Origin of the sequence: Streptomyces caatingaensis, from assembly GCF_001187435.1 — a bacterium.
Classification (GTDB): Bacteria; Actinomycetota; Actinomycetes; order Streptomycetales; family Streptomycetaceae; genus Streptomyces; species Streptomyces caatingaensis.
Genome location: NZ_LFXA01000009.1, coordinates 506727 through 523265, shown reverse-complemented (window position 1 = coordinate 523265; position 16539 = coordinate 506727). Strand labels below are relative to the sequence as shown.

Here is a 16539-nt window from a genome sequence, read left to right as displayed (position 1 = left end):
GCGCCGGGCCACTGTTCGTCCGCATGGCAGGCGCTCCACGCACTCGCTACGCCCGCCCGGAGACGGCCGACCCCCTGGCCCGGATCCGCACACTCGCCGCGGACCCGCTGCTCCGCGAGGCGGTGCACGTCGCCAGCGGCAGCCTCGCCGACACGCTCGACCGCATCGACGCGGGTGACGTGCCGAACCCCAAGAATCTGGCCGGAACAGCCCTTTCCCTCACCCGCTACGCCCTGCGCCACAGCGGCCGACCGACTCCGTTCGGCCTCTTCGCCGGCGTCACCACCGCCCTCACCGGGCCCGCCCGGGCCACGCTCACCGGCCCCGGCCGCAAGGCGGCCCGCATCGACGGTGCCTGGCTGGACGGCCGCATTCGCGAGTGGCTCCGCCTGCCCGGGGTGCGCCGCCGGATCGACGTCGTGGTCAACGACCTGTGCCGCACGCGCGGTGACCGGCTGCTGCTCCCGACGGAGCGCAAGGAGATCTCGGTCCGCCGCAACGCCCTGGTCACCTGGGTGTGCCGAGCCGCCGTCGCCCCCGTCCCGTACAGCCGCCTCCTGGAGCGGGCGTCCGCCGCCTTCCCCCAGCTCTCGGACGAGCGCGTCGACACCGTCCTCGCCCAGCTCGTGCGACACGGCTTCCTGCTCACCTCGATCGACCAGCCCGGCACCACCCTCGACCGTGTCGAGGCCGCCGTACCGGAAGCCGCCGGACAGCTGCGCGCGGTGCGGGAGGCGCTGCGGGCGTACGAGCGGACGGCACCCGGCGAGGGCGGCGACGCGTTGCGCCGGGTCCTCGACGCGGTCTCCGCCGCCCCGGGGACCAGCCCGCCCGTCCAGGTCGACCTGGGCACCGACGCGGAGGTGAGCCTGCCCCCGGCCGTCGTCGAGGAGGCCCGCACCTACGCCTCGGCGATGTGGACCGTCTCCCCGCCCTGGGCGGCCCTGCCGCACATGCGCGACTACCGCGACGCCTTCATCGACCGCTACGGCGTCACGGCGCAGATCCCGCTGGGGGAACTCGTCGACCCGCACCGCGGGTTGGGCTACCCGTCGGCGTACCGCGACGGCGCCCTCCCCGGACCGGCCGACGCCGCGCGGCGCAAGGTCATCGCCGAGCTGACGCAGGAAGCCCTGTCGACGGCCGGCGGCGAACTCCGCCTGGACGGCGCCACCTTGGCCCTGCTCTCCGTGCCCGAGCTGACCGAGGACGAGCGCCGGGCCATGCCCCCGCACTCCCTCGAACTCTGCTTCCAGCTCCTCGCCGACAGCGCCGGCGCCCTGGACCGCGGCGAGTTCCGGCTCGTCGCCGGCCCGCACACCGGATCGTGGACCGCGGGCGCCACCGCCGGCCGCTTCGCGGAGCTCACCGGCGCGACGGACGCCCTGGCCGGGCTGCTGGGCGGCCTCGACGACGGGCATTACCTGCCCGCCCAGGTCCTCTTCCGCCCGCACGACCCGCGCACCCTCAACCCCATGCGCGTCCCGCGCCTGCTCCCGCACCGGATCCCCGTCGGGGTGTACGACGACCGCGAGGAGCCCGGCCACCTCGACTGGCGCGCCCTGCTGGTGGGCGTCGACGCCTCGGGCATGCGGCTGACCGACCCGGCGAGCGGACGTCCCGTCCTCCCGGTGGTCCCGCACCTGGTCAACCCGCACAAGCTGGCGCCCTCCCCCGCACGGCTGCTCATCGACATCGGGACGGCCCGCACCCGGGTGTGGACCGGATGGGACTGGTACGGCCTGGAAGACCTGCCCGCCCTGCCCCGGGTGACCTTCGGCCGGGTCACGCTCTGCCCCCGCCGCTGGAAGCCGGACCGCCATCTGCGCGCGGCCGCCGCCTCGGAACCGTCCGGCTGGGACGACGCCCTCACGGCCTGGCGCGACCGCTACCACGTCCCCGGGCACGTCCAACTGGTCCGCGAGGACCGCGGCTTCGGCCTCGACCTCACGGACCCCTGGCACCGGACCGTACTCCGCCAGGAGGTGCGCACCGACGCCCCGTTCGTCCTGGTCGAGGACCCGACGGCGGACGGCTCGGGCCTGGGCTGGTCGCACGGCCACCGGACGGAGGTGCTGATCCCGCTGGTGCACCGGCCGAGGACGGCACCTCCGCCGTCCCCGCCGCCGGTCCCGAGCCCGCCCGGCACCCGCCATCTCCCGGGCGAGGACTGGATCTACGCGAAGCTGTACGCGGCGGAGGACGTCCACGACGAACTGCTGACCGCGCACCTGCCGCGGCTGCTGGACGCGGTCGGGACCCGCCCCTGGTTCTTCCTCCGCTACCGCGACCCGGACCCGCATCTCCGCCTCCGGCTGCACGGCGGCCCGGAACTCCTCCCCGAACTGGCCCGCTGGGCCCGGTCGTTGCAGGATGCGGGCCTGCTGCGCACCCTGGCCCTGGACACCTACGTCCCGGAGACCGGCCGCTACGGCGGCCCGGACGCCCTGCCCCTGGCCGAACGCGTCTTCCACCTCGACAGCCGCTCGGCCCTCGAACTGCTGCGCTCCCGCGCGGACCTGCCGGACGAGGTGCTGGCCGCGGCCCACCACGCCGTACTCCTGGAGTCGCTGGGCGACTGGGACTGGTGCGCCTGGGCGGACCGGGTCTTCGCGAAGGGCCCCGCCCATACCGCTTTCCAGCGGCACCGCGCCCTGGCCCGGGAGATCATCCGCCCCGGCCGGACAGCGGAGGCCCTGGCCGGGCGGCTGCCCGGCTGGACGGACCTGTGGACGGACGCGAAGGAGGCGAGGGCCTACGGCGATCTTCTCCGGGACCACGACGCCAACCCCCTCCTCGCCCTCCTGCACATGCAGCACAACCGCCTGCTGGGCATCAACCTCGAACGTGAGGAACGGGGTTACGCGATCCTGCGCGGCATCGCCCGCGAGGAGCTGGGGAGGCGGCGGCATGCGCGCTGAGGCACGGAAGGTGGCGGCCCGCGTCCTCGACCGGCTCGCGGATCCGGAGGCGGCCGAGGCGGACACGGGTTTCCCCGACGGTCCGGCGGGCGAGCCGGTCTGGCACGACCTCTCCCTCGCCAGCGGCCATCCCGGCGTCTCCCTGGCCTTCAGCGGCAGCACGGACCGCCGCCCGGAGAACGTGGCGAGGGCACACGCGTACCTGATCCGCGCCTTGGCCGCGGTGGCGGCCGGCGGCAATCCCCCCGCCGGCCTCTACGGCAGCACGAGCGCCGCCGCCCACGCGCTCCTGATCGCCTACCGTGCGACGGGCGGCTACACATCGGCGCTCGCCCAACTCGACGCGTACCACCGTGACTTGATTCGGGAAGCGCTCCCCCAGGTCCCGTCGGACGGCCCGGTCGAGAACAACCGCGAGTACGACGTGATCTCCGGCATGACCGGCATAGGCCGCCACCTCCTGGCCCGCGGCGAGCCGCTGCTTCCCGAACTCCGCGCGGTCCTCGCCTACTTGGTGCACATGTCGAAGGACGACGTCCCCCTCCGCGGCCATCGCGTCCCCCGCTGGTGGACCTGGGCGGCCCCGCGCAAGGGCCAGGAGGCAGCACTGCCGGACGGCCACCTCAATCTGAGCCTGTCGCACGGCGTCTGCGGCCCGCTGGCCCTGCTCTCCCTCTCCTGGCAGGCGGGCGTCCACGTCCCCGGCCACCGCGAGGCGATCGAATCGCTGATGTCACTGCTGGAGACCTGGGCGGTCCCGGACGGCCAGGGCATCCGCTGGCCCCAGATCCTGACCCTGGCGGACTGGTCCGCCGGCACCGTCGCCGTCCCCTGGCACCGCCCGTCCTGGTGCTACGGCACCCCCGGCATGACCAGAGCCGTCCACCTGGCGGCCATCGCCCTGGACCGTACGGACTGGCACGACCTGGCCCACCGCTCACTCCTCCCCCTGCTGTCCCGCCCCGTGGCGGAATGGGGCGTGACGGACGCGGAGTTGTGCCATGGAGCGTCGGGCCTCCTGCACCTCTTCGGCCTGCTCGCCCCCCACATCGACGACCCCCGCGTCCCCGCCGCCCGCGACGACCTCGCGGCCATGACGTTGAGCATGTTCGACGCGTCGCACCGCTTCGGCTACCGCACGGCGGCGACGAACGCGCCCCTGGGCGCGGATCTGCCGGCGTTCCTGGACGGAGCGGCGGGGGTGGCGCTGGCGTTGGACGCGTATGCGAACGACGGGGTGGCGGGCGCCGGTTGGGACATGACACTGCTGGCCAACTGACCACGCGGCCGAGGTTCACACCTCCTGGACCATGACGCGCTTGCCCCGCTCTCCGAGCCGATCGAGCAGATGCCGGATGTCACCGGGGTCCGGTGCGGCCACCGCCGCACCCGGCCGGGCGGCCAGCACGGCCACGGCCCGTCGTCCTGCCCCGGGCGCAAAACGCCGGACAGGCTGGGCGATGCAGCCTGTCCGGCGTTCCTACGGCTCGGGGCCGGGCCCTGTTCCGGGAAGCCCTACGCCGCCCCCACCACCTGCTTCTCCTCGGCGAAGTGGCACGCCGACTCGTGCGCCGCCGGGGTCTTCCGGCCGGCGAAGACCTCCGGGACGGCGAGGAGGGGGATCTCCTCGGCGCACTTGTCCTGCGCCTTCCAGCAGCGGGTGCGGAAGCGGCAGCCCGACGGCGGGTTGGCGGGCGACGGGACGTCGCCGGTGAGGATGATGCGCTCGCGGCCCTCGCGGGCGTCCGGGTCGGGGACCGGGACGGCCGAGAGGAGGGCCTGGGTGTAGGGGTGCGTCGGGTGGTCGTAGATCTCGACGTCCGTGCCGATCTCGGCCATCTTGCCGAGGTACATCACGCCGACGCGGTCGGAGATGTGCCGGACGATCGACAGGTCGTGTGCGATGAAGAGGTAGGACAGGTTGAACTCGTCCTGGAGCTTCTCCATCAGGTTGACGACCTGGGCCTGGACGGAGACGTCCAGGGCCGAGACCGGCTCGTCGCAGATGATGATCTCGGGGTTGAGGGCAAGGCCGCGCGCGATGCCGATGCGCTGGCGCTGGCCGCCCGAGAACTGGTGCGGGTAGCGGTTGATGTACTCCGGGTTGAGGCCGACCACGTCCAGGAGCTCCTGGACCCGCTTGCGGCGGTCGCCCTTCGGGGCCACCTCGGGGTGGATCTCGAAGGGCTCGCCGATGATGTCGCCCACCGTCATGCGGGGGTTGAGCGAGGTGTACGGGTCCTGGAAGACCATCTGGATGTTGCGGCGGACGGCCTTCAGCGCGCGGCCGGACAGCTTGGTGATGTCCTGGCCCTTGTAGAAGACTTCGCCGGAGGTGGCGGTCTCCAGGGTCATCAGCAGCTTGGCGACGGTGGACTTGCCGCAGCCGGACTCGCCGACGATGCCCAGCGTCTCGCCCTGGTAGAGGTCGAAGGAGACCCCGTCCACGGCCTTGACCGCGCCGACCTGCTTCTTGAAGAGGATGCCCTGGGTCAGCGGGAAGTGCTTGACGAGGTTGCGCACCTGGAGGATCGGCTCACCGCGCTCGACGGGGGCGTCCAGCACCGCCTCGACCTCGGCGGTCGTGCTCGCGTCACTGGCCACGACGTCGGAGAGGGCCTCGTCCTGCTTGCCGGTCTCAGCCATGGATCGTCTCCTTCCAGAAGTGGCAGGCGCTCCGCCGGCCCGGCATCGCCGCGCCGTCCCGCTCGGCCACGTCGTGCAGCGCCGGGATCTCCGTACGGCAGATGTCCTGCGCCTTGGGGCAGCGGGGACTGAAGGCGCAACCGGCCGGGATGTTCAGCAGGTTGGGCGGCAGGCCCTTGATCGCGTAGAGCTCCTGGCCCTTCTGGTCCAGGCGCGGGATCGAGTCGAGCAGGCCCCGGGTGTACGGGTGGGCCGGGCGCTTGTAGAGCTCGTGCACGGGGGCGGTCTCGACGATCCGTCCCGCGTACATCACCGCGATCTTGTCGGCGACGTCGGCGACGACGCCGAGGTCGTGGGTGATGAGGATGAGCCCCATGTTGAACTCCCGCTGGAGTTCGGCGAGGAGGTCCATCACCTGGGCCTGGACGGTCACGTCCAGCGCCGTCGTCGGCTCGTCCGCGATGATCAGGTCCGGCTCCAGCGCCAGCGCCATCGCGATCATGATGCGCTGGCGCATACCGCCCGAGAACTGGTGCGGGTAGTCGCCGACGCGTTCCCTGGCCGCGGGGATGCGGACCCGGTCCATCAGCTCGATGGCCTTGGCCTTGGCGTCCTTCTTCGACAGGCCCTGGTGGATCCGGAACATCTCGCCGAGCTGGTAGCCGACGGAGAGCACCGGGTTCAGCGACGACAGCGCGTCCTGGAAGATCATGGCGATCTTGGCGCCACGGATCTTGCGGCGCTCCTCGCCGGACATCTTCAGCATGTCCTGGCCGCGGAAGAGGATCTCCCCCTTGGGGATCCGCGCCGGCGGCATGTCGAGGATGCCCATGATGGCCTGCGCCGTCACGGACTTGCCGGAGCCGGACTCGCCGAGGACGGCGAGCGTCTCCCCCGCGCCGACCGAGTAGTTGACGCCGTTGACGGCCTTGGCGACGCCGTCCCGGGTGTGGAACTCGACGTGCAGGTCCCGGACTTCGAGCAGCGGCCCCCCGTCCGGCCCCTTCTGCTCGGGGACGTTCGCGGGCTTCGCGGTGGTGGTGGTCACGTACGCCTCCCTCAGCGCAGCTTGGGGTCGAGGGCGTCGCGCACCGCGTCGCCGAGCAGGATGAACGCGAGGACGGTGAGGCTCAGGAAGCCGGCCGGCATGAGCAGGGCGTGGGGGCCGTCGCGCAGGTCCTTCTGGCTGGCGGAGATGTCCACACCCCAGGACACGGTCGGGTCCTTCAGGCCGATGCCCAGGTAGGACAGCGTCGCCTCGGTGGCGATGTAGCCACCGAGCGCGATGGTCGCGACGACGATGACCGGGCCGAGGACGTTGGGCAGGATGTGCCGGAAGAGGATCCGGCCGGTGCCGGCGCCCAGCGCGCGGGCGGCGGTGACGAAGTCCGCCTCCTTCTGCGTGATGACGGCACCGCGCATGACGCGGGCGATCTGCATCCAGCCGAAGGCGGTGAGGGCGAAGGTGACCGTCCAGATGGTGCGGTTGGTGAACGCCTGGAGCAGCACCAGGCCGCCGAGGAGCAGCGGGATGCCGAAGAAGACGTCCGTGAGGCGCGAGAGGACGGTGTCCAGCCAGCCGCCGAAGTACCCGGCGAGCATGCCGACGATGCCGCCGACGAGGGTGACCGCGAGGGTCACACAGACGCCGACGATGATCGAGGCGCGGGCGCCGTGGACCGTACGCGCGTAGACGCTCTGGCCCTGGACGTTGTAGCCGAACCAGTCCGCCTGGAAGAAGTGCGACCACTGCGGCCCGGTGAGGTAGTGGTTGCGCAAGTCGGCCTGGCGGGGGTCCACGTCGGTGAAGAGCGTGGGCCAGGCGGCCATGAGGATCAGCAGGACGAGCAGGATGCCGGACGCCCAGAACAGCCAGCTGCGGCGCAGCTCGCGCCAGGCGTCCTGGCCGAGGCTGCGGGCCTTCTCGGTGGAGGTCTGCTTGTCCGTCCCGGCGGCGAGTTCGGCGGCGACTGCCACGCCGGCCGCGGCGGTGTCCGCGAGGCCGCCGGTTACGGCGGGCCCGGCGCCCGCGACGCTGCTGGGGGTCACCTGGGGGGACTTGTTGTCAGGCATAGCGGATCCTCGGGTCCAGGACTGCGTAGAGCAGGTCGACGACCAGGCTGCTCACGAGGTAGACGAGCACCAGCACGGTCACGACGCCGACCACGGTGGGGCCTTCGCTGGTGATGACGGCCTGGTAGAGGGTGTTGCCCACGCCGGGGACGTTGAAGATGCCCTCGGTGACGATCGCACCACCCATCAGCATGCCGAGATCGGTGCCGAGGAACGTGACGACGGGGATGAGCGAGTTGCGCATCAGGTGCACCCCGACGACGCGGCGCCGGGGCAGGCCCTTGGCCACCGCGGTGCGGATGTAGTCGGCGCGGAGGTTCTCCGCGACGGTGGTCCGCGTCAGCCGGGTGACGTACGCCAGCGACAGCAGGGCGAGGACGACCGCGGGGAGGATCAGCTGGCTGAGGTCCTGGGAGTCCCGGACGGTCGGCGTCACCAGCTTCCACTTCACGCCGATCACGAACTGGGCCAGGTTGCCGAGCACGAAGACCGGGATGGACACCACGATCAGCGTGAAGATCAGCACGACTTGGTCCAGGAACTTGCCGCGGCGCAGCCCGGTGAGCACACCGAGACCGATGCCGACGACGAGCTCGATGGCGAAGGCGAAGAGCGCCAGCCGGATGGTCACCGGGAAGGCGTCGGCCATCAGGTCGGCCACCGGGCGGCCGGTGAAGCTCTGCCCGAAGTCCCCCTGGAAGAGGCCGCTGATGTAGTCCCAGTACTGCTGGATCAGGGGTTTGTCCAGCCCGTAGTCATGGCGCAGTTTCGCGACTGTCGCCGGGTCGGCCGCCTTCGAGCCGAACATGGCCTTGACGGGGTCTCCGGGGAGGGAATACACCATCAAGAAAATAAGCAGCGTGGTCCCGATGAACACCGGGATCATCTGGAGCAGTCGCCTCGCGACAAAGCGCCCCATCGTTCCTCCTGTCGCCGACGGGCCCAGCGGCCGCCGGATCCTCGTGGGAGGGCGGTCGCTGGGCCTGCGTCACTGCAAGCGTCCCGGTGTTACTTCTTGACCTCGACCTCGGTCCAGACGGCCTGGCGCTGGTAGTCGATCTTCACGTTCTGCACGCGCTTGGAGTAGCCCGCGACGGTGTGGTCGGTGAAGAGGGGGATGGCCGGCATCTGCTCGAAGAGCTTCTTCTCGGCCTCGAAGTAGCCCTTGTTGGCCTCGTCCTCGGTCTTGGCCTCGTCTGCCTTGTTCATGAGGGCGTCGACGCTCTTGTCGCTGTAGCCCATGTCGTTGGCGCCCGCGCCGGTGCGGAACTGCTCGGTGACGAAGTTGGCGATGTTCGGGAAGTCCATCACCCAGGCCATGCGGAACGGGTTGCTGAGCTTCTTGTCGGTGATCAGGTCGCGCGCCTCCTGGAAGGTGGGCTTCGCGTCGGTCACGCACTCGACACCGGCGTTCTGCCGGATGTCGTTGCACACGGCGTCCACCCACTCCTTGTTGGCGCCGTCGGCGTTGTAGGTGATGGTGACCTTGTTGCCCGGGACGCCGCCGCCCTGCTTGATGAGCTCCTTGGCCTTGGCGGGGTCGAACTTGCAGTACTCGCCGCAGGCGCCGTCCTGCCAGCCGGGGATGCCCTTGGGGGTGAAGCCGGTGGCGGCGTCCTTGCTGCCCTTCAGCGCCCGCTTGGCGATGGTGTCGCGGTCGATCGCCATGGACAGGCCCTGACGGACCTTGGCCTTCTCGGGCTTGCCCCACTCCTTGTCGTAGAGCGGGAAGCCGATGTTGGTGTTGCCGCCGTACGGCTGGCTGATGGCGCGCTTGCCGAGGTCGTCCTTGAACTTGCCGACCTGGGAGTTGGGCACCTGGTACATGATGTCGAGCTTGTCCGACAGCAGGTCCGCGTAGGCCGCGTCGTCCTTGCTGTAGAACTTGAAGTCGATGCCGCCGTTCTTGGGCTTGTCGTCGCCCTTGTAGTCGGCGAACTTACGGACCTTCAGCTCGACCTTGTGGGCCCACGAACCCTCCATCTTGTAGGGGCCGTTGCCGATGGGGTGCTCGCCGAACGCCTTGGGGTCCTTGTAGAACGCCTCGGGGAGCGGGAAGAAGGCGTCGTAGTACAGCCGCTCCTTGAAGGTGGAGACGGGGCGCGAGAGTTCGATGGTGAACTCGTTGTCGTTGACGACCTTCAGACCCGACATCGTGTCGGACTTGGGGTCGCCCTTCTCCGGGTGGACGTCCTCATAGCCCTTGATGGCCTCGAACCAGGAGGAGTTGAGCTGGGCGTTCTTGGCGTTGGCGGCCCAGTTCCAGGCCTTGACGAAGGAGTTGGCGGTGACCGTCTCGCCGTTGTGGAACTTCCAGCCCGGCTTCAGCTTGACCGTGAAGTGCTGGTTGTCCGTGGTGTCGACGCTCTGCGCCTGCGCCATCTGCAGCTTGTTGTTGATGTCGAAGGTGACCAGGCCGCGGAACATGTTGGCCATCATGTAGTGGCCGCCGACCTCGTTGGTGTTGGTCGGGATGAGCCCCCGCTGCGGCTCGGTGTTGTAGTAGGTGAACACGCCGTTGGGGTCAACGGCCGCGTTCCCCTCGTCATCGTTGCTGCTGCCGCCGCCACAGGCCGTCGCCGCCATCGCGACGACTATCGCGCCCACGACCCACTTGGCGCTCTTGGCACCGCGCATGGGTATCCCTCCTCAGGAGTCCACTGTCACCAGATAGGAGGAACCGGCCCCCGCAGCGCTGACACCCCTGACAGCACGACAGGAACCGGAACCCCCGAGTGTGCTCGTGAGTCGGACGCACTCCCCACAGCGCGTTGACCCATTGACCCGAGCTAATGGCCCCACTATTGAGCACCGCCGCCCCGTAAACCACACTTAAAGGGTTTCGCTTTGGTCACATCGACCGCCTGCCGTTGCCCGAAATCCGGACAAACACCACCCAGACAGACAGCGACGAATCGGGTCGATGACCCAAGAAACCGGATCTCGCCGTCCGTTATCCGGACAGGTATGGCAAAGGCCCGGTGCCTCCGCCGTGTTGCGGGGGCACCGGGCCTTCGGGTGGGCCGGGTGGGATCAGCCGTGCTTGGCGCGCGAGGCGGCGCGGGCGCGCTCGCGGGCGTCCAGGTTCACCTTGCGGATGCGGACCGCCTCGGGGGTCACCTCGACGCACTCGTCGTCGCGGCAGAACTCCAGCGACTGCTCCAGGGAGAGCTTCCGCGGCGGGACGATCGACTCCGCGACGTCGGCCGTGGAGGAGCGCATGTTGGTGAGCTTCTTCTCCTTGGTGATGTTGACGTCCATGTCGTCGGAGCGGGAGTTCTCACCGACGATCATGCCCTCGTACACCTCGGTGCCCGGCTCGACGAAGAGCACCCCGCGCTCCTGGAGGTTGGTCATCGCGAAGGCGGTGACCGTGCCGGAGCGGTCGGCGACCAGGGAGCCGTTGTTGCGGGTCTGGAGGGTGCCGAACCAGGGCTCGTGGCCCTCGTGGATGGAGTGGGCGATGCCCGTGCCACGGGTGTTGGTCAGGAACTCCGTACGGAAGCCGATCAGGCCGCGGGACGGGACGACGAACTCCATGCGGACCCAGCCGGAGCCGTGGTTGGACATGTTGTCCATGCGACCCTTGCGGACGCCCATCATCTGCGTGACGGCGCCCATGTGCTCCTCGGGCACGTCGATCGTCATGCGCTCGACGGGCTCGTAGACCTTGCCGTCCACGTCCTTGGTGACGACCTGCGGCTTGCCGATGGTCAGCTCGAAGCCCTCGCGGCGCATCTGCTCGACCAGGATGGCCAGCGCCAGCTCGCCGCGGCCCTGCACCTCCCAGGCGTCCGGACGCTCGGTGTCGAGCACGCGGAGGCTGACGTTACCGATCAGCTCGCGGTCCAGCCGGTCCTTGACCTGGCGGGCGGTCACCTTGCGGTCCTTGACCGCGGCCTTGGCGTCGGCGCCCTTGCCGGTGCCGCCGCGGCCGACCAGCGGGGAGGTGTTCGTACCGATGACCATGGAGATCGCCGGCTCGTCGACCGTGATCAGGGGCAGCGCGACCGGGTTCTCCGGGTCGGCCAGGGTCTCGCCGATCATGATGTCCGGGATGCCGGCGACGGCGCAGATGTCGCCCGGGCCCGCGACCTCGGCGGGCTTGCGGGTGAGCGCCTCGGTCATCATCAGCTCGGAGATGCGGACGTTCTGCACCGAGCCGTCGCGCTTCATCCAGGCCACGGTCTGGCCCTTGCGCAGCTCGCCCTGCTCGACGCGGAGCAGCGCGATGCGGCCGAGGAAGTTGTCCGCGTCGAGGTTGGTGACGTGGGCCTGGAGCGGGGCGTCCTCCTCGTACGAGGGGGCCGGGATGTGCTCCAGGATCGTGGAGAAGAACGGCTCCAGGCTGGTGGAGTCGGCGGGGACGGTGCCGTCCTCCGGCTTGGTCAGCGAGGCGATGCCGTCGCGGCCGCAGGCGTAGACGATCGGGAACTCGATCTGGTCCTCGTCGGCGTCCAGGTCGAGGAAGAGGTCGTAGGTCTCGTTGACGACCTCGTCGATGCGGGAGTCCGGGCGGTCGGTCTTGTTGATGCAGAGGATGACCGGCATCCGGGCCGCGAGGGCCTTGCGGAGGACGAAGCGGGTCTGCGGCAGCGGACCCTCGGAGGCGTCGACGAGCAGGACGACGCCGTCGACCATCGACAGGCCGCGCTCGACCTCGCCGCCGAAGTCGGCGTGGCCGGGGGTGTCGATGATGTTGATCGTGATCGGGGCCCCGCCGTCCTTGGGGTGGTACTTCACCGCCGTGTTCTTGGCGAGGATCGTGATGCCCTTCTCACGCTCCAGGTCGTTCGAGTCCATGACCCGGTCGTCGACGGAGTCGAGCTGGTGGGCGGCGAAGGCGCCGGCCTGCTTGAGCATGGCGTCGACGATGGTCGTCTTGCCGTGGTCGACGTGGGCGACGATGGCGACGTTACGAATGTCGTGGCGCGTGGGCATACTTGCGGCGCTTCTCCCGGAATCGTGGATGGCCTCGCGTACGGTCCGGTACACGGGCCTGCCGGGCAGATCAAGCCACGGCCTCACTCCATGGTACGGGGAAGCGCCCCCTTAAGCGGCCCGGGGCTGCACACGCCCGCTCTGACCTGCGGTTTCCTCTCCCCCAGCCCACCCCTCCCCTTAACCGGGGCCCGGCCCCGGACCCGAGGCGGCTCCGCGGCGGGGGGCGGGTGCGGCCCGCGGGGGCGTGCGCGGGCCGGGCCCGCCCCACGAAGGGCGGGGGCTCCGCCCCCTGCACCCCCCGGGGGGGCGTGGGCGCGGAGCGCGGTTTCGGGGCGGGGGCGGAGCGCCGCCCCCTGCCCCCTCCCGGCCGCGGGCGGGGCCGGCCCCGGGGGCGGTGGCCGGAGGCCCTCCGGGGCCGGGCCCGGGGGCCCGGGCCCAGCCCCCGAGAGCAGAGCGCCGCGCTCAGCGCAGGAAGCCCACATCCTGATAGCGCGGGCTGGCGAGGCCGAAGGCGCCGGCGTTGGCGACGGTTCGCCGGGTGGCGACGAGTTCGGGCCGCTGGTAGAGCGGGATCGCCGCGGCCGCGGCCCAGATGCGGGCGTCGGCCCGCAGGACGAGGTCGCGGGAGGCGTCGGCGTCCAGTTCGGTGGAGGCCTGGTCGAAGAGGCGGTCGATCTGGTCGGTGCCGACCCGGGTGTAGTTCTGCTCGACCTGGAGCGAGCCGTCCGCCGCCGGCTGCGGCTTGGCGAAGATCGGCCGGGCGTCCGTGGCGGGGAAGGCGCTGGCGGGCCAGGAGTAGAGGGCGAGGTCGAAGTCTCCGGACGCGATGTGGTCCTTGAAGAAGCCCGCGTCCTCGACCTTGACGATCTCCGTGCGGATGCCCACCGCGTCGAGCCGCCGCGCGATCCGCGCCCCGACCTCCCGCAGCGGCTCGGCCCCCGCCCCCTTCGGCAGGACGAAGCGGAGGGCGAGCTTCTTGCCGTCCTTGAAACGGACGGGGGCGAGGCCGCCCTTGCCCCCGTCGGTGTCCTTGTCGTCCTCGGGCACCTGCCCGTCCCCGTCGAACTCGGGCAGTTCCTCCGGCGCCCGCGGCTCGGGCTTGTCGTCGGGCCGGGCGGCTGGCGCCGGCCGCCCGGCGCCCGCCCGCGCGGGCCGGGACCGCGGCGGCTCGCCCTTGCCCTCCTTCCAGCCCGCGTCGGCGAGCAGGTCCCGCGCCGCCCCGGGGTCGGCGGAGCCGAGGGCGTCGCTGTTGTCCTCGTAGCCCGGCTGCCCGGCCACCAGGACGTGGCTGCCGAGGGGCTCGGCCGGCAGTCCGAGCGGCGCCAGGACGTACTCGGCGAGCGCCTTGCGGTCGATCGCCCGCGCCACGGCGCGCCGCACCCGCTCGTCGGAGAGCGGTCCGGAGGCGCCGTTGAGGGCGAGCTGGGTGTAGGCCGGTTCGAGCGCGCGGTGCACGGCGAGGCCGCGCAGGCCGGCGGCCGCGGCGGGCTTGTTGGCGTCGTCGCCCCGGTGCCGGGGCGGCTGGTTGGCCTTGGCGATGCGGTCGGCGGCCGCGGGGGTGATCTCGGCGACGTCGAGCCCGCCGTTCGCCAGGGCGTCGGCCCGCTCCTCGCGCGGCACGGCGCGCAGCACCAGCCGGTCGAGCTTGGCGCGGTCGCCCCACCAGCGCGGGTTGCGGACGAGCGCGAGCGTGCCCCGCGCGTCGTCGCGCTCGGCCACCTGGAACGGCCCGGCGGAGAAGGCGAGGTTCTTGCGCATGGAGTCGTTGAAGGCGTTCCCGGTGGCCATCGCGGCCCGGGGGTAGAGCGGGGTGAAGAGCCCGGCCCAGTCGGCGTAGGGCTTCGCAAAAGTGATCTTGACTTCGTGGGCGTCGGCGCCGCGCTCGACGCGTTCGATCCGGTCGTAGCCGGCGTTCCCGGCCGTCCAGAAGGCGCTGTCCTTGCCGCGCAGGGCCTTCCACTGGGCCTCGAAGTCGGCGGCGCCGACGGGGGTGCCGTCGCTCCAGACGGCGCGGGGGTCGAGGCGGTAGAGGACGACCTGTCGGGGCTCGCGCCGCACGACGCCGGCGGAGGCGAGGTAGTCGGGGTTGCGCCGCGGGCGCCCGTGGGCGTCCAGGGTGAAGAGGGTGGGGAGCACGGCGGCGGCCACCCGCTGCGCGGTGGCGTCGGCGTCCGACTGGAAGACGTTGTAGGTGGCCGGCAGGGCGTCGACGGCCCAGGTCAGGGAGCCCTTGTCGGCGACCTTGGAGCGGGGCGCGGCCGCGATGTCCTGGGTGGCGCCCGGCAGTTCGCCCCCCTCGGCGCCGCCCCCGCCGCAGCCGGCCAGGACGGGCAGCGGGAGCAGGAGCCCCGCGGCGAGCAGGGCGGCCGGGCGGCGCGAGCGGGAGCGGGAGTGCGTGCGGATGGACATGGGGGTGACAACCTCCGCCGTACGTGGCCGGACCCTTCGGAGCGCCGAAGGGATCGCTCAGGGATCACTCGGGGATCGCTCAGTCGGCGCAATGCGCGGCTGATCCGATCTTCTCCGCCCACTGAAGGCGACGGCCCGGGCGAAGGCGTGCCGACACGACGCCGCCGCCCCGCACGCCACCCACCTGGACGAACGTTTGAGCAGCGGCAGGCCGCGCGAGGAATGCGCTCCCGCGAAGGTGCAATCGGGGCGGCTATCTTCCCCTGAAGGGGTGTGACGCGCGACACTCTCTGTCGCATCACCGTCGCCACCCGCAACCGCCGATCGCGGAAGTGAGGGCAAACCGTGTCCCTGAACGACGACTTGACTGCTGTTCAGCGCTGCCTGGGCGAACTCGACCGGGCCCTCGGGCGGCTGGAGCGACAGCTGGGCAGCGACGGCCCGGAACTGCGGCGGATGCGTTCCGACGCCGGCCATCTCCGCGACAGCTTCGCGCTGTTGCGCGAGTCGCAGCCCCCGGAGCGCCCCCGTCCGGCCATCGTGACGATCCCCGACACCCCGTACGACGCCTCGCTGTGGCGGGACGCCGACGAGGAGGGGATCGGCTCCGGCGGCCGCCGCGCCCCCTAGCGGGCGCCCGGCACCCCGCCCCCTCCACCCCCGCTCCTCCCGGAGTCCCCCTTGTCAACTGGCACCGATCCACGGCCGTCCACCGGCTCCGATCCCCGACCGGCCGTCCCCGCCCCCGCGGCGGGCGGCGGCGTCCACCACTCCTCGCGGGCCGCGATCGCGGCCCGCCACCTGCGCCGCGACCGCTGGTGGCTGGCGCCCGCCGGCACCACCGCCGGCCTGCTGGTCTTCGTCGTCTACGCCACCTGGCGGGCCTTCGCCGACGAGCGCTACTACGCGGCGCCCTACGTCTCGCCCTTCTACTCGCCCTGCTTCGCCACCCGCTGCGTCCCGATGAAGGAGGGCGCCTCCTGGGGGCTGTTCGGCGACTGGTGGGCGCTCTCCCCCGCCCTGCTGGTGCTGATCTTCCCGCTGGGCTTCCGGCTCACCTGCTACTACTACCGCAAGGCCTACTACCGGGGCTTCTGGGCCTCGCCCCCGGCCTGCGCGGTCGCCGAGCCGCACAAGAAGTACACCGGCGAGACCCGCTTCCCGCTGATCCTGCAGAACGTCCACCGCTACTTCTTCTACGCGGCGGTGCTGGTGGCGGCCGTCCTCACCTACGACGCCGTCATCGCCTTCCGCGACAAGGACGAGCGCTGGGGGCACATGGGCCTCGGCACCCTCGTCCTCCTCGCCAACGCCCTGCTGATCCTGGCGTACACGCTCTCCTGCCACTCCTGCCGGCACTTCGTCGGCGGCCGCCTGCGGAACTTCTCCAAGCACCCCGTCCGCTACCGGATGTGGACCTGGGTGAGCCGGCTCAACGCCCATCACATGGCGCTCGCCTGGGCCTCGCTGGTGAGCGTCGCACTGGCCGACCTGTACGTGTACCTGGTCGCCGGCGGCGTGTTCGACGACCCGAGCTTCTTCTAGG

The 16539-nt window shown here is 71.4% G+C and carries 10 protein-coding genes and 1 pseudogene; 4 read left to right on the top strand and 7 right to left on the bottom strand.

Going from position 1 to position 16539, the window contains the following annotated elements:
• Positions 1-23: 23 nt before the first annotated feature.
• Both AC230_RS15590 and AC230_RS15585 read left to right on the top strand, forming a co-directional pair.
• Entirely contained in the window at positions 24-2921 is a 2898-nt protein-coding gene (locus tag AC230_RS15590; RefSeq protein ID WP_049717042.1) for a lantibiotic dehydratase, read from the top strand.
• Positions 2911-4200, top strand: coding sequence for a lanthionine synthetase C family protein (locus tag AC230_RS15585; protein WP_049716768.1), 1290 nt, complete (start codon positions 2911-2913; stop codon positions 4198-4200). The genes AC230_RS15590 and AC230_RS15585 overlap by 11 nt, the downstream gene beginning before the upstream one ends.
• 236 nt (positions 4201-4436) lie before the next feature.
• Here AC230_RS15585 and AC230_RS15580 read toward each other — a convergent pair whose 3' ends face one another.
• The 7 genes and pseudogenes from AC230_RS15580 to AC230_RS15550 form a co-directional block, all read right to left on the bottom strand.
• Positions 4437-5567: an ABC transporter ATP-binding protein gene (locus AC230_RS15580; RefSeq protein WP_049716767.1), complete on the bottom strand. Its 1131-nt coding sequence runs from the start codon at positions 5565-5567 to the stop codon at positions 4437-4439.
• The gene (locus tag AC230_RS15575; protein ID WP_049716766.1) at positions 5560-6615 is read right to left on the bottom strand and encodes an ABC transporter ATP-binding protein; all 1056 of its coding nucleotides are present in this window, start codon (positions 6613-6615) and stop codon (positions 5560-5562) included. The genes AC230_RS15580 and AC230_RS15575 overlap by 8 nt, the downstream gene beginning before the upstream one ends.
• 11 nt (positions 6616-6626) lie before the next feature.
• The gene (locus AC230_RS15570) at positions 6627-7640 is read right to left on the bottom strand and encodes an ABC transporter permease (RefSeq protein ID WP_053161183.1); all 1014 of its coding nucleotides are present in this window, start codon (positions 7638-7640) and stop codon (positions 6627-6629) included.
• The gene (locus AC230_RS15565) at positions 7633-8559 is read right to left on the bottom strand and encodes an ABC transporter permease (protein ID WP_078871272.1); all 927 of its coding nucleotides are present in this window, start codon (positions 8557-8559) and stop codon (positions 7633-7635) included. Before AC230_RS15565 ends, AC230_RS15570 begins: the two co-directional genes overlap by 8 nt.
• 89 nt (positions 8560-8648) lie before the next feature.
• Positions 8649-10277, bottom strand: a complete 1629-nt coding sequence (locus AC230_RS15560; RefSeq protein WP_049716764.1) for a peptide ABC transporter substrate-binding protein — start codon at positions 10275-10277, stop codon at positions 8649-8651.
• 396 nt (positions 10278-10673) lie between these two features.
• Entirely contained in the window at positions 10674-12581 is a 1908-nt protein-coding gene (gene typA, locus AC230_RS15555; RefSeq protein ID WP_049716763.1) for a translational GTPase TypA, read from the bottom strand.
• 468 nt (positions 12582-13049) lie between these two features.
• Positions 13050-14993: pseudogene (locus tag AC230_RS15550) on the bottom strand (ABC transporter family substrate-binding protein); the annotation flags it as partial.
• A 345-nt stretch (positions 14994-15338) separates the two neighbouring features.
• On the opposite strand from AC230_RS15550, the gene AC230_RS15545 reads away from it, so the two are divergent.
• Positions 15339-15623, top strand: coding sequence for a hypothetical protein (locus AC230_RS15545; protein WP_049716761.1), 285 nt, complete (start codon positions 15339-15341; stop codon positions 15621-15623).
• A gap of 51 nt (positions 15624-15674) precedes the next feature.
• On the top strand, positions 15675-16538 hold the full coding sequence (locus AC230_RS15540; protein ID WP_049716760.1) for a hypothetical protein: 864 nt from the start codon (positions 15675-15677) through the stop codon (positions 16536-16538).
• Position 16539 lies beyond the last annotated feature (1 nt).